Consider the following 15978-nt stretch of genomic DNA (forward strand, 5'->3'; position numbering starts at 1 on the left):
GCCTGCAAACAACCAACCACATGCCCATTTATAGCCATCTATAGCCCAAAAACGCAACTTTAATAATAACTGTCAAACAAACGTTTGCGCTTAGTTAGCGGGGGCATTTATTAGGCATTCACTTCACACCTTCCTACCTTGACATCGAATTAGCCCCCAGCTAGTTTATGTTATTCAACAATTTTATAAACCAAATTAATACACTATGAACAAATTTTACAAGAGACAAGCTTTTTTAACCGGCTTGTTGTTAATGTTCTCAATAATGGCCTTTGCCCAGGTAAGGGTTACAGGCATTGTTAAGGACACCGAGGGGCAAATAATGCCCGGGGTTACGGTTGCCGTAACCGGTACAACAAATGCAGTAAGCACCACTACCGATGGTAAATTCTCCATTGATGCGCCTGCAAAAGGCACACTAAGGTTCTCATTTTTAGGCTACGAAACAAAAACCGTAGAGATTGATGGTAAAACCAACATTGAAGTTGTTTTATCAACATCGTCAAAAGCGTTAAATGAGGTTGTGGTCGTTGGTTATGGTACTCAGAAAAAAGTAAATGTATCAGGTGCAGTAAACACAGTTAATACTAAACAACTTACAAGCAGACCAGTCACGTCCTTGACAAATGCACTGGAAGGTGTTGTGCCTGGATTAACCGTTATTTCCCGCCCCGGCGATGTGGGTGGTGATATAGGTTCAATCAACGTTCGCGGCCGTGGAAACCTGGGCGCTTCCAGCCCGCTTTTTGTTGTCGATGGCGTACCTGTAACCTCAGGCGATTTTGCCCGCATCAACCCAAATGATGTAGAGAGCATATCCATCTTAAAAGACGCCTCTGCATCATCGATCTATGGATCGCGCGCGGCTTATGGTGTTATGCTGGTGACTACCAAAAAAGGCAAATCAGGGCAGATGACCATTAATTACAATGCGTACTATGGTGCCCAAAAAGCTACTGTATTACCTAATTGGCTTGGCGCTTATGATTACGCCACTTTACGCAATGAAGCTGCTACAAATGCTGGAAAAACCCCTATATTCTCTGCTGATGCACTCCAAAAAATAAAAGATCATTCAGATCCTGATCATTATCCCGATAATAACTGGTATGCTCTTACTTTAAGAAAATCAGCCCCTATAACAGAGCATGAAATAAATATTTCAGGTGGTGGTACAACCCGGTATTTTTTAGGCGGATCATATTTTGACCAGAACTCATTGTTACCTGATAAGGCTTTGCAGCGATATTCCTTCCGGTCAAATACTGAATCGCAGGTTAGCGAAAAATTTAAAATAAGCTCAAATGTTTCCTACATCCGCGATGGTTTAAATAACGATGCCGGCAATGTTAGTTTTACAACCCTTAACCGCGAAGTGCCTTTAATGGTAAATAAACAAAGCAACGGCCAATGGGGAAGTATTAACGGCGGACAGGTTGACGGCACTTTAGCCGCAGGCAACCCATTACGCACGCTGGCAGAAGGAGGGAGAAACTCTTATACCACGAACCGGTTTATAGGATCAATAAACGGTGATTATACGCCGATAAAAGGATTGGATATAAACGGACTGGTATCGTACAACACCTATAACTCGGTAAGTTCAACATTTACCAGCACTGTTGACCCTGTCCTGAATTTCAATACCGGCGCCCCCATAAGTGGTACGGGTGTAAGCCCTAACCAACTGGATGAAGCATGGGATAGCAACAGTAAACTGTTAACCCAGGCGACTGCCAGTTATGAAAAAAATATCGGCAAACATTATGCAAAACTATTGGCCGGTGCTTCGTACGAAAGATATAAAGACCGTAACATAGAAGTTGTACGCAAAAACTTCGTCACCAACGACCTTAACTCAATAAATGCAGGTTCTGCTGATCCTTTAAACACGGCAAGCTATGGCGGTATTAATGAAAACGCTTTCGAGTCGGTATTTGGCAGGTTTAACTACTCGTATAACAACCGGTATTTATTTGAAGCAAGTATGCGTATTGATGCGTCTTCGCAATTTGCGCCGGGACACCGCTCAGGAGCCTACCCGTCATTTTCTGCAGCCTGGCGGGTTTCGCAGGAAGACTTCATGAAGAATATACTATGGCTGTCTGAATTAAAACTCCGCGGTTCATGGGGTAAGCTTGGTAACATCAGCAATGTAGGCAACTATGATTTTTACGACGGTTTAAATACCGGTACCGCAGCTATTTTGGACGAAAGTAAACAGGATGGTGTTTGGCCTGGTAAACTTTCAAACCCCACCCTGTCATGGGAAAAAGTTAACATGACAAACGTTGGTTTGGATGCAGGCCTTTTCAATAATAAAATAACCTTGCAGGTTGATGCCTTCAACAGGATGACAAATGGCATTTTACTTGTAAACCCATCATTACCCGATGAGGCCGGGCTGGATGCCTCAGTAAGCCCTTCTGTTAACCTTGCCAAGGTGCAGAATAAAGGTTTTGAATTATCTCTTAATTACAATAACCAAATAGGCGACCTTAAATTTTCGGTTGGCGGAAACTTCAGCCGGATATGGAACAAAATTGTTAACCTTGGGGGCCAGGGCGACCAGGTAAATGGTTATTACGTAAATCGTGTTGGTGCAGCTATTGGCTCCTTCTACATGTGGCAAGCCGATGGATTGTTTACTTCGGCGGCCGATGTTGCAAGCCACGCCACCCAATCAACCAGTACTAAAGCGGGCGATATAAAATATGTCGACCAAAATGGTGACAAGAAGATTGACGGTAACGACCGTGTAATTGTAGGTAATGACGTACCGTATATTACCTACGGGGTTAATCTTAGTGCAAACTACAAAAACTTCGATTTTTCACTATTGGGGCAAGGCGTGGGCGATGTAAAAGTATACTTGGAAAATGAAGCATCACAGGCATTTTTTAACGGCGCCGGCGTAAAAGCTTATGTCTTAGACCGCTGGACCCCATCAAACCCCAACCCCAATGCCGCATATCCACGTGTTTTATCATCAGCAGATAATACGCAGAACTTAAAACAATCAAGTTTCTGGCTATTTAATGCCGATTATTTCAGGGTTAAGTCTTTAACATTAGGATACAGTATTCCTAAATCATTACTTGAAAGGATACATGTAAGGGGGCTTAGGATTTATGCTTCAAGCAATAACCCATTCACTATCAGGGGTGATAAAAGACTAAAGGATTTTGACCCGGAAGCTGCTTCACAACGCGCTTCTTACCCGCAGTTAAAAACCTATTCATTCGGAGTAAATCTAACCCTTTAATAAACTGTTTAATTAAAGTTTTATGAAAAAGATATTATATACATCATTTATAATTTTTGCACTGTACCCATTCAGCAGTTGCAAAAAATCACTCGACCTTGTGCCACAGGACCAGGTTTCGAGTGCAACCTTTTGGACATCGGCAAACGACGCACGGCTTGAACTTAATGGTTGCTACACTTATTTTAGTGTCAATAATAATTTTACAACAGGCTACTATTATGCTTATGACGATGGCGGGTCTGACAATGCTTTTGCCCAATATCCATGGGAAAGCAACGCTACCTCAATTAGCGCCGGCAACGTTGACGCGACGCTCGACCAGGGCTATAAAACCCGGTACTCGTTTATCCGCAGGTTTAATTACTTTTTGGACAATATAGACAAGGCGCCAATGGACGCTACGCTCAAAAAAAGGTTTATTGCCGAAGCCCGGGTGTTAAGAGCTTACGCGTATTTTGAACTCGCTCGTATTTTCGGCCCTGTTCCGCTACTTAAAAATAGCTACGTTGACCCATTGACAACGGCTGTTGCTCCTACCCCCGAGGCTGATGTAATTGCTTTTGTATTGTCAGAACTGCAAAGCGCAGCAACCGATCTGCCTGCAACCTATGCGGGCGGTATTAATAATGAAACAGGCAGGGTTACTACAGGTGCTGCCTGGGCCATAATAGCAAGAGTTCAGTTACAATATGGTAAATGGGCTGATGCTGTCGCCAGTTCGCAGAAAGTTATGGGTATGGGATATGAATTGTTCAGAAAATCAACAATAACTGCTGATGACATGAAAGATGATTACTCAAGCTTTGTAACCTTTGCCGATGATAACGACAAACAAAAGTTTTATAAGGGCCTTGCCAGCTATGAACAACAATTTTGGGCTGCTAATGAGCAAAGCAGCAAAGAAATAATAATGGCCTCCCAAAATGTAAGCAATTCATCATACGAGTTTGGAAATGGATTAAGGACCTTATTCCCTCCGTCTGACTTGGGCGGATGGAGTTCGATAACACCAACCCAGGAACTGGTAGATGCTTACTGGGATAGGAGCGGAAATATGTTTACGCCGCCGACAGCAAGTGCAAGGGCCACAACTTACAACAATGGCAGTCCTAACGCAGCTTACGTATCTGAATTTAAGAACCGTGACACACGTTTATATGCCAGTATACTGTTCCCGTCAAGCCCATGGGGCGCTTTTAACACCGGCTATGCTTTTACGTGGGGAAAAGGCGGCAATAACAATAGCAAAACAGGCTATAACTTCCGAAAACTGGTTGACCCTGCCTATACAACTGCCGATTGGGATGGCGCGCAGGATTTTGCAATAATAAGATATGCGGAAATACTGCTGACTTATGCAGAAGCTAAAAATGAATTAAGCGGCCCTGACCCTTCAATTTATGCTGCACTTAACGATATACGCGACCGTGCCGGGATGCCCGCAGTTTCACAAACTTTAAACAATACAAAGGAAACTTTGCGCGATGTGATACATAACGAGCGCCGTATAGAATTGGCTGCCGAAGGACAGCGTTTCTTTGACATAAGGCGCTGGAACGTTGCGAAAGACGTGATGAAAAATATTTATGACATCACCAATAATATTGTACAGGAACGCAGCTGGCAATCAAAATTTGTACTGTTACCGTATCCTCAAAGCGCGCTTGATCATAACCCTAAGTTAAAGCCGGCGCAGACAGCTAAGGGTTATTAAACAAAATTGGTCTACTCTTTAAAATGTCAAGAAAACAAAAAGGAGTAGTGCTGAGAAAAATATTTCGGGGATGAGATCCTGAGATTTAGTTGATTAGTGGCATCCCGGCGTAGTCGGGGTGCTTTTTTAAGGAACCGATCAGGGGTAATTTTATTACCGTTTGCCAGGCCGCATCCCCCATTTGCCAAATCGCTATAATCAAAGTACAATGGGACTTATCTTTGCTGTTAATTTATTGCATATTTATAAAATCAGAGTTTACATATTCTATAATGAAAAAAATATTCCTTTCGTTCCTGCTGATTGCTTTTTGTGCCCTGCAGGGCATTTGCCAATCGAAACACACATTTGCGATAACCGACGGTGCTTTTCAGTATGACGGAAAGCCTGTTCAGATTCACTCGGGCGAGATGCATTTTGCCCGTATCCCTAAAGAATATTGGCGCCACCGCTTAAAAATGCTAAGGGCCATGGGAATGAACACTGTTGCCACCTACGTATTTTGGAATCATCATGAAACCAGCCCCGGTGTTTGGGATTTTAAAACCGGTAACCGCGATATCCGTGAGTTTGTAAAAACTGCACAGCAGGAAGGCTTAATGGTTATATTAAGACCCGGCCCCTATGCGTGTGCCGAATGGGAGTTTGGCGGCTACCCCTGGTGGCTGCAAAACGACAAGAATATGGTTATCCGCAGCAAGAACCAGAATTTTTTAGACTCTTGCAAAACTTACATCAATCAGCTGGTTAACCAGGTTAAGGACTTGCAAATTACTCACGGTGGCCCTATCATAATGGTACAGGCCGAAAATGAGTTTGGATCGTATGTTGCGCAGCGGAAAGATGTACCGCTTGCCGACCATAAGATTTACAGCGCTGCGATAAAGGACATGCTGTTAAACGCTGGAGTTGATGTTCCGTTGTTTACATCAGACGGCGACTGGCTTTTTGAGGGCGGTACCATAAAAGGGGCTATGCCAACTGCTAATGGCGAAACTAATATCAAAAACCTTAAAAAGCTGATAAACCAGTATAACAGCGGCAAAGGCCCCTACATGGTGGCCGAATATTATCCCGGCTGGCTTGACCACTGGGGCGAAAAGTTTGAAAAGGTGCCCGAGGATTCAGTAATTAAAGATTTGGAAGCATTTTTAAAGGATACTGTTTCATTCAATATTTATATGGTACACGGCGGCACTAACTTTGGGTTTACCAGCGGCGCCAATTACGATAAAGAGCATCCAATCCAGCCTGACATAACAAGTTATGATTATGATGCACCGATTAGTGAAGCCGGTTGGGCCACATCCAAATTTATGGCAATCCGTAACTTGATGAAGAAAAACGTTTCTTACTCAATCCCAGAGGTGCCAGCGCAAATTCCGGTTGTACAGCTCCCTGTGATCAAACTAACAGCATCTGCCAACGTGTTGGAGATTGCAAAGAAACAGCAACCAGTACTAAGCGATACCCCACAAACGTTCGAAAACCTTAACCAGGGGCATGGTTATGTTTTATACAGCCGCAAATTCACACAGCCAATAAGCGGCACATTGCATTTGGAAGGGTTAAGAGATTACGCTACCATATATGTAAACGGCCAACGGATTGGCGAGCTTAACAGGCAGGGGAACAACTTTAGCTGTGCAATTGAAATTCCATTTAATGGCCGGTTAGATATTTTAGTTGAGAACCTCGGCCGGATAAATTACGGCAGCGAGATTATTCATAACCTGAAAGGCATTATCAGCCCGGTTAAAATTGACGATCATGAAATAACCGGCAGCTGGCAAATGTACAAGCTCCCAATGGATAAAGTTCCGGCTTTAACTTCTGGAAACGATAATACAGCAGGCAGCCCTACACTATACCAGGGAACATTTAACGTAAACACAATTGGCGATACCTTTTTAGATATGAAAACCTGGGGAAAGGGTATTGTATTTATTAATGGCATTAACATTGGCCGTTATTGGAAAATTGGCCCGCAGCAAACATTGTATCTCCCAAGCTGCTGGTTGAAAAAAGGATCGAACAGTATTGTTGTTTTAGACCAGTTGAATGATAAAAAGCAAACAGAAGTTATATCGGTAAAAACGCCGGTGCTGGATGCACCTATAGGCAAGTAGCATTAGTAACTATTTAATAAGTAAAAAAGGTGATTGGTTTATTCAATCACCTTTTTTGTTGCAAGTTTATTTAACTTTTCAACAAGGTATTGACAGTTGTTGTTTTTTACTTATATTTATTTCTTATTAATAAAACCTAAAACAAAACCTGTCACCAATGAAGAAAAACCAACACTTTATTCTCGCCAATAATTGCTTTTCAGCCGGTGTTTTTATCCGAACGCCACTTAATATTTCGTAATTGCCCGTTCTTTTACCGCAATTGAGGTAATTGAATAGCACGCATTAAAAATTTTCAAATGAACAAAACACCGCTGTTATAATACAGCCGATATACTCAAACTTAACCTAGTACCTATTAATCTTAAATCACTAAACAAATCATGAAAAAAGCCAGGATTCTGATGGTCGTTTTATTCCTTTTGGGAATATGCGCCTTATTGAAATGCACAACTAACACTCAACCACCAGCCGCAGACGGTGACGAAAAAACATCGAGGGAAAGGGGCGAATTCCCTGACTTTGGCGCCATGATACCCGTGGCCCAGTTTCTTAAACAATACCCGGGTCACAAAATATTTAAGCTTAGCCAGGACTATCCAAAACAATTGCCCGGCGAAGATAAAATCCCGGCTTTTTTTAAGATGCCTTTTGATGATAAAAGCAAATGGATGGACTGGTTGCTTGCAGCAAGGGACTATTGTTTTGAAGGAATGATTGATGCAGACTTTGTTGCCCAGGATAACAAAAAGCGCGATTGGTACCATATGCCGTGGTTACACTACGGCCCGCTTGCATCCGAAGGTTTTAGTGGGCTTGCCAAAGAAGCGCCTATAAGCCCTTACCAATTGGCTCCGGAGCAAAAGCACCCCGGCCAGGTATATGCTTTGGGTTTTTACAATGATTTTGCCGGTCACACTTTATATAAAATGTGGAACACATCGACTGACCCTGACCCGTTTGTAACCCAGGGGCCAAAAGGCGGCTTCCCTGAAGGAACTGTAATATTCAAGTTTCTTTACACTGAACTGGATTCGCTCGATGTACCCTATCTTAAAAACCCATATACCAGGCTTGCCTACATAACCCCAACTTTTAAAGACAGCACCAACCGCATAATAAAAACCATGAACCTTATCCAGATGGATATTATGGTTAAGGATAAAAGGGCCGACAAATACGGTACCGGGTGGATTTTTGGAAACTTTTGCTACAACGGCAACCTGAACAAAGGCAAAACCATGAAAGACAGGGTGGCAAATCTTGTACCTGTTGGTATTCAGTTTGGTAACGACCCCGGGTATAAAACCAACTGGATAAACCCCTACCCTGTTGTTAAAACCATGATTAATGACACGCTAAAAGAGACCTTTATTAATGCATCGGCAGATTTGCCTCCGCAGCACCTTGGCTGGGGCGGCAGGCTTGACGGCCCGGTTGATTTAAATACAGCCTCGTGTATGTCGTGCCATGCAACGGGCGAATTTCCACAGATAGCTGCGCTGGTACCTGCACAGGCATTTATCGGCGATACTTTGGCCAATGGCTCCATGAAGTACCTCACCCAAACCGATGCGCCCGCTTGGAAAAAATATTATTACAACTTCAAATGCGGCACCGCTTACGATCCTAAAAAGGCCACGTCAACCGACTTTTCATTACAGGTTTCGCTGGCGCTGGAATATTACTGGCAATGGAAAAACACGCTGATGGGCGGCTACTATTCGCATCAATACGCCGGTATACAGCACATGGCCATACGTGGCGGCATACCATTTAAACAAGTTAAAATGATTAAGAAGCGGGGCAAGAAACAGAAAGTGGATTCACTAACCCAAACACAGGATGGTTTTTAACTTGAAAAATCTTTAAAAAGAAAACATTATGCAAAACTCCATATCATTTTTCCTGAATGGTGAAAATGTGGTTATCAAAGAGCCAAATGTCGACACCCTGCTGATTGATTACCTGCGCTCGCCAGATGTGCATTTAGCCGGCCCAAAAAAGCCGTGCGGGCAGGGCGGTTGCGGCGGCTGTACCGTTATTCTATCGCATTGGAACAGCAAGGATAAGAAAGCAGAGCACCGGGCCATCAACTCATGCCTTCGCCCTTTGGCATCGCTCGATGGTATGGTGGTTACAACGGTTGAAGGTACCGGTGCTGCCCGGCACCCCAACCCCGAATACCTTACACATACACAAACATCAAGCCGGGGTGGCGGTTCGGCTGAATTGCCCTTGCCGGAAGCTGTAGTCGAGGCTTTCGAGCAGGCACAGGACAAACGTGAGCAGGTGCTTGCCGAAGTGCAAAAAGCATTAAAGCGCACCGCGGTACCGAAACTGTTGTTGCAAACAGACGTACCGGAACACCCATCGGAATTAACGCACATGGGCATGAACCCCGTCGCTCACCGCCTGGCCATAAACAATGGCACTCAGTGCGGGTACTGTACGGTTGGTTTTGTAATGAATATGTCGGAGTTTATTGCCAACAACCCTAAAGCAACGCAGAAGGAAATTGAGGACATTTTTGACGGCAATATTTGCCGCTGTACCGGCTATCGTCCTATTTTGACGGGGATGAAAACCTTCGCATCCGACTGGACAAAAAAGGATGAAGAAGAGCGCATGAAATGCCTGGGAGATGATGCAGTCCGATCGCAATTGCCCGCATCCTCGATAGTAATCCCGTTCCCAAATGCAGCGAAAAGCGACATGCGCGGTGCGTCAATCCAAACACCCAACCGTACATGGACAACGCCAACAAGCGTCGCCGACCTGTTGGCTGCCTTAAGCAAACACAAGGGCAATAAACATTACATTGTACACGCAAACACCGGATATGGCATATACAAAGATGAGTTTTTGGATGCCGAGCATATCATCGATATCCGGTTGGTACCTGAGTTGAACGCTCCGCCTTTAATAACTGAAAAAGGCCTTAAGATTTCTTCGGGCACCACCTATAGCGATGTTATAGCGATTTATGAAAAGGCTATAACAAAGTATCGGGAAAACATCCCGGCAGGCCGCGATATCGAAACTACCCCCTGGGGTGCTGCCCAATTTATGGCAAAACGCACCGCGGGCCGTATTGTGCGCAACGCCGGCTCCATAGGCGGTAATACAATGCTGGTTTTAAAGCATATAGCAGCTGGAACCGGTGACCCTTTTCCTTCGGATATGCTTACGGCGCTTGCAGCTATCGATACTGTGATTGATTATATCGATCCTGAGGAGAGTGGTAGCTTCAAAAGCAATACAGTTGATGAGCTTTCAGCTATGGTTATTAAACAGCCGGAACTTGCCAATCGCATAATTTTGGTCTCGTATTCGATACCATTTGGCGACAAAAACGATGTGGTGCTTGCCCAAAAAGTTGCCCTTCGCGATGTTAATGCGCACAGTATTGTAAACTCGGCCAGTTTGATACAGCTTGGCCGTTCATTAAAGGTAACCGCCGTTCATTTAACGTTCGGAGGTTTAGCGCCATACCCGTGGCGGGCCGTTGAAACCGAAAAACTGATACTCGGTAGCGTATTGTCGCTCGATATGGTTCCTGCCATAATCCGCAAACTTACCGAAGAGGTTGAGGCCGTAATGGCCCACTGGGCGAAGCGGATGAAAGGGCTGCCTGATGAGGGCTTTACAGAATCTTACAGGGTTCAGCTGGCGACTTCTTTCCTTTACAAAGCAATAGTTAAAGCACTACTTGAACAAGGTGCATTTATACCACCCAATATCCGTTCAGTTGGCAAGATTACCTGGGGCCATTGGCCGGTTAGCAACGGACTGCAATACTATGAGCCTTTAAATTTCAGGGCGCCGCTATCCAAACCGTACGTTAAATTTACTGCCGTTGAGCAGGCACAGGGCCAACTGCATTATACCCACGAATTATCTGTACCGGTAAATACCATAAACGGGTCTTTAGTTCAAAGCAAAAGGGCGCTTGCTAATTATCATTTTACTATACCCGGCGATAAGGCCCCGGTAACCTCAGACCAATTGCGTAAACATCTTTCTGAGAAGTTCCCGGGCTTTATCGATTTGGTTACCAGCGAGGTATTCAAAAACGGTAGCATGAACATGCAGGGCATGGGCTCAGACCAGCCGATATTTGCACCTGAACAAGTCGAATATGTGGGGCAGTCAATTGCCCTGGTTGGCGCAAATAGCGAGCAAAACGCAGCCACAATTGCCGACTATGTTACCAATAACTGCGTGGGCTACACGCCTGTAAAAATTGCCGAAGCGGCCAAAAACTGGTGGAATAAACCTGTAATAGGCCTTGACGATGCTATTAAACACAACAGCATTTTTCCTGACTACCCAACAACGGCCAGCTTTAACTCCCACATTTGGCAAATTACCAGGCCGGGCAGCAATTTAACCTGGGTGATTGACAAAAACCCATTGGATAAAACCATCACCAACAACCCGGTGGTAGTAAATGGCAATGTATGCCAGGTTGTAGGCTCAACACAGGCAACAGGAGGGCAAGTACATTTTTATATGGAAACCCAGGCAGCCATTGCCGAACCTGCCGACGGCGGCAGGATGATTATTAAAGCATCAACCCAAAGTCCATCGACCATTCATGGCACAATTGCGCAGGTATTGGGCGTGCAATACAACAGCATTGATGTGCAGGTACCACCCGTAGGCGGTGGCTTTGGCGGAAAAACGGAGCCGGCAAGGTTTGTTGCTGCGGCTGCGGCTGTTGCTGCAAAAGCTTTAAAGCGCCCGGTTAGGCTGGTCCTTACCCGCGAACAAGATACCGGCATGATTGGAAAACGCCACGCCTATTATGCACAATACCAAATTGCAATTGATAAAGGCGAAACCACACCGGGCAACAAAGGCATAATACAGGGGCTTGTTAATAAAATGTATGGCGATGGCGGTGCGTTTTATGATTGCTCGTTCATTGTATCAAATTGCATTATTACCCGTGGGGACAATGCTTATCAAATCCCAAATTTCCAGGCGCAAATTGATGTTTGCCGGACCAACACGGCACCCAGCACTGCAATGCGCGCTTTTGGTGATGTGCAGGGCAAAGTAATGCTGGAAAACGCCATTGACGATGGCGCATACTCCGTAGGTATGACTGCCGAAGAAGTGCGGGAGAAAAACCTGTATGTACGCGGAGATGTTACTCCTTTTGGCCAGCCCCTCACCTATTGCTATATGAAAGAGGTTTGGGCTTACCTGAAAAAGGTAAGTAACTACGATGTTAAAGTGGCAGAAGTTGCGCGGTTTAACGCCGAAAATAAATGGCGTAAACGCGGCATAAGCATGGTGCCTGTTAAATACGGCTCAGGATATAACCTTACCATGCTGGAGCAGGCAGGTGCGTTTCTGTCGATATTCCAGGGCGATGGCAGTATACTGGTGCACCAGGGCGGCGTTGAAATGGGCCAGGGCCTGTTAACAACAGTACGGCAAGTTGCATCGTACATTTTAAACGTGCCTATGACGCTGATTGAGGTAGAAAGCCCTAAAACCAGTATTATCCCTAACCCTACCAGCACAGGCGCATCAACCGGTACCACCTACAGCGCCGAAGCAGTAAAACGGGTTTGCGAAATAATGCGATCCCGTATAACCGAGTTTGGCTATGATATGCTAAAAACTCAAGGCAACGACTGGTGTGTAGACCAGGGTATTGATTTTTGGAACCACGGTGTACTTGGCTGGAAGGCAAAACCAACGAGCAAAAAGGCAAGATCCCCGCTTATTTGGCAAAATTTAATTGCCATGGCTTACCAAAACCGGGTAAACCTGATAGCCAGCTTATCCATACCAATATCTGGCGGCGAAACCCCTGTACCTAACCTTACCTACAAGCCCATTGACCAGCAGCCCGACATACCAGGCTATACCTGTGATAAAAACGGGAGGCCCGGCGCTTTTGATTCGTTCAGCGGGTTCACCTACTCTGCTGCCTGTACGGTGGCCGAAGTGGATATTTTAACCGGGGAATCGAAAATAATAAGCACCGATATTATGTACGACGCCGGCTGGAGCATGAACCCGGCCATCGACATAGGCCAGGTTGAAGGGGCTTTTATCCAGGGGCTGGGTTATGTGATGTCGGAAAAGCTGGTGTTTGAGCCGGAAGGTGTTGACGAAGGACGCTTGAATACATTAAACACGTGGACCTACAAACCACCTGCAACAACCAGCATACCGTTAGAGCTGAACGTCCACCTTTTCCCGAGGAATTTAGCCGCCGACGTTCCGGAAAGCCCAAATGACATTTTATCGGCAAAAGAAATCGGGGAGCCGCCACTGGTGCTTGGCGTAACTGCATTCTTTGCTGTTAAAGCAGCCGTGCGGGCATCAAGGGTTGAACGCGGTCTTTCAGGTCTGTTCCGGCTGGATGCACCGGCTACGGTGCAGGAAGTACGGTCGGCCTGCGAAGTTGATGAAGCAAGTTTTTAATTACCAAACATGCCCTAATTGTCACCATCTATATAACAATGAGCCAGGTTCGCCTGGCTTTTTTGTTTTGACTGGATTGTAAACCACTTAGCATTTGCTCAAAGTCCTTAGCCCACGTCATTCATCGACAATTCCAGAATGACAGCCGTCGCCAGTCGCCAATAAAATTCATCTTTTACCATTTCCTCAGCCCCAACAGCTTCTCCCCTAACTCACTTAACTCTGCTACGGGGTTTTGTTTTTCCCTTTTCAACGGGTCGCCGGGAAAAGCATAGCCTTCCATGGCGTCGCGGCTTTGCCAGCTGTTGATGCGCCATTGCCGAAGTTCTTCATTGCCTTCCTGCGCCGGCATCATAGCAATATATTGTGCAATCCGTACTTTATTGCCGCTGGTGTTGGGGCGTATGCCATGCGGTTCCAGGCTGTTAAATATCAACAGGTCGCCGGCTTCCAGTTTTACCTTTACAATTTCAAAACCTGTGGTGTCGGGCTTGTAGTGGTCGCGGTCTTCGGGCTGGGTTAATTTCCAGGTATCGTAGGTGCGGTATAGCTCGGGTATGCATTGAAAACCACCCATGTTTTCGTCGGTTTGGTCGGCAAGGGCCAGTACGCCCTGTACATTCTGTGGCTTAGTTTCGGGATCGTAATCCCAGTGAATAAACCCTTTTTATTCAAAACCCGGGCGCAGCGGGAAATTCAGATTCGCCCTGTCTATCGTCGCCCATAACTTTTCCGTTCCCCAAACGTCGGCAAAAGCAGCATGTACTTTGGGATACTGGCGGTTATCCCACATATATTGGTGATTATATATCTCCACCATACCGGTGTTATTCAACTCCTTCATCTGCATTTCTACATTTGGGCGTTTGTACCAGCTTTCTATATCATCGGGGTTTTTACCTTCGTATTCCCAAAGGTAGTCGGCCATTCTTTTGGCCTGCTCCTTTGGCACCGCATTTTTTATTACCACGTAGCCGTTATCAACCCAAAATTTCCAGTCTTCTTCGCTCAATACCCGGAGTGGTTCCCCATTGCTGCGGTCGTTTAATTTTATTTGGCTCGATTTTGCGGTTGAAGGGTTACCCGGTATCTCCTTGTGCGCATTCATTGTTTCTACCTGCATAGTTTTAATTGGTTTGATAATCCAAAGGTACAGTGCTGTTTATGGCTGATTGATCTATACATTAACCAAAATTTGCTCTGCATTAACATTTTTATTAAGTTTGATAAAGCCATAACAACAATATAGCATGAATGAGATACAGCTGGAAAAAGTAGATTTTGAGCCCGGCAAATCATTTAAGCTGTTTTCGCCAAGGTTGCGCAATACTTTTTTATGGCACTATCACCCAGAGTTTGAGCTGGTATATGTTGAGGCCGATGCGGGTATACGCCATGTAGGCACTCATATTTCAACCTATACCCAAAGTGACCTGGTATTTATTGGCGGCAACCTGCCCCACCTTAATTTTGATTACCGGTTGCGGAGCGATTACCACCAGATAGTAATACAACTGCGTACAGATTTTTTGGGAACTGCAGTTGGCCTCGCACCCGAGTTTTCGCTAATCAGCAAATTATTTAAGGCAGCTGAATATGGAATAGCATTTAGCGGCGAAACAAAAAAAGTCGTGGCACAAAAGCTGAAGGAGTTAAGCAGTCTAAGTTCGCTTGACCAACTGTTGCAACTCATTAATATATTCCAACAGCTGGCCTGCTCAACCGAAACTGAGAAGTTAAATGACAACCTGACCAGCAAGAACTTTATTTTAAAAGATAAGATAAGGATGGGCGCCATTTATGAATATATAGATGCCAATTACCACAAAAAGCCCGATGTTAACGTAGTGGCGCAAAAAGTAAACTTAACCACACCCGCCTTTTGCCGCTATTTTAAAAGGCAGAATAACATGACGTTTACCGAATTTGTAAACCAATACCGCGTTGAGCGGGCAAAAAACCTGCTGATGCAAAACCACAACGTAAGCGAAACTTGCTACGCAATAGGTTTCGACAGCATTTCGTACTTTAACAAACTGTTTAAGCAAATTACCGGCGAAAATCCTTCGGATTTCAGGCGCAGCCGTTATGCCGGCATTTCACAATTATAACTCGTTTTTAGGGTTCTTTTGTATCTGCATTGACTCATGTAAACCAGCTGAATTATAGCGTGTTTTGGGGAATTAAAATCTCATTTTGAGAATATTTTCCAAATTAATTATAATGAAAATCACATTAACCACCATTCAATTTCATTCAAAAAAAGGCATTTCTAAAGTAAATGGGGCAATACTATGCTATTTGCGCCAATCGGTATAAGTTTTGTGTAAGAATACTTATAACGCAACAACTATTATCAATTAAGCAAACAATTGATTAAAACATAAACCGGTTAAAATCAAGGCAAACATTTAGCA

The 15978-nt window shown here is 44.7% G+C and carries 8 protein-coding genes; 6 read left to right on the top strand and 2 right to left on the bottom strand.

The features are described from left to right. Window positions 1–205: 205 nt before the first annotated feature. From Q0R52_RS02475 to Q0R52_RS02495, 5 genes are all read left to right on the top strand, one after another. Entirely contained in the window at window positions 206–3265 is a 3060-nt protein-coding gene (locus Q0R52_RS02475) for a TonB-dependent receptor (protein WP_295791779.1), read from the top strand. Between the two features lie 22 nt (window positions 3266–3287). After that, window positions 3288–4982 carry a RagB/SusD family nutrient uptake outer membrane protein gene (locus Q0R52_RS02480; protein WP_295791781.1) on the top strand — a complete coding sequence of 565 codons (1695 nt, stop codon included), beginning with the start codon at window positions 3288–3290 and terminating at the stop codon, window positions 4980–4982. A 272-nt stretch (window positions 4983–5254) separates the two neighbouring features. After that, entirely contained in the window at window positions 5255–7111 is a 1857-nt protein-coding gene (locus tag Q0R52_RS02485) for a beta-galactosidase family protein (RefSeq protein ID WP_295791783.1), read from the top strand. Between the two features lie 383 nt (window positions 7112–7494). Next, window positions 7495–8967: a hypothetical protein gene (locus Q0R52_RS02490; protein ID WP_295791785.1), complete on the top strand. Its 1473-nt coding sequence runs from the start codon at window positions 7495–7497 to the stop codon at window positions 8965–8967. A 28-nt stretch (window positions 8968–8995) separates the two neighbouring features. Further along, window positions 8996–13561: a molybdopterin cofactor-binding domain-containing protein gene (locus Q0R52_RS02495; RefSeq protein WP_295791786.1), complete on the top strand. Its 4566-nt coding sequence runs from the start codon at window positions 8996–8998 to the stop codon at window positions 13559–13561. A 175-nt stretch (window positions 13562–13736) separates the two neighbouring features. Here Q0R52_RS02495 and Q0R52_RS02500 read toward each other — a convergent pair whose 3' ends face one another. Together Q0R52_RS02500 and Q0R52_RS02505 are read right to left on the bottom strand one after the other, a co-directional pair. Continuing rightward, window positions 13737–14219, bottom strand: coding sequence for a phytanoyl-CoA dioxygenase family protein (locus Q0R52_RS02500; protein ID WP_295792005.1), 483 nt, complete (start codon window positions 14217–14219; stop codon window positions 13737–13739). A 9-nt stretch (window positions 14220–14228) separates the two neighbouring features. After that, window positions 14229–14684, bottom strand: a complete 456-nt coding sequence (locus Q0R52_RS02505; protein ID WP_295791788.1) for a hypothetical protein — start codon at window positions 14682–14684, stop codon at window positions 14229–14231. Between the two features lie 127 nt (window positions 14685–14811). On the opposite strand from Q0R52_RS02505, the gene Q0R52_RS02510 reads away from it, so the two are divergent. Next, complete coding sequence (locus Q0R52_RS02510) at window positions 14812–15672, top strand: AraC family transcriptional regulator (RefSeq protein WP_295791791.1); 861 nt, start codon at window positions 14812–14814, stop codon at window positions 15670–15672. Window positions 15673–15978: the final 306 nt, after the last annotated feature.

Source organism: Mucilaginibacter sp. (assembly GCF_025359345.1).
Lineage (GTDB): Bacteria > Bacteroidota > Bacteroidia > Sphingobacteriales > Sphingobacteriaceae > Mucilaginibacter.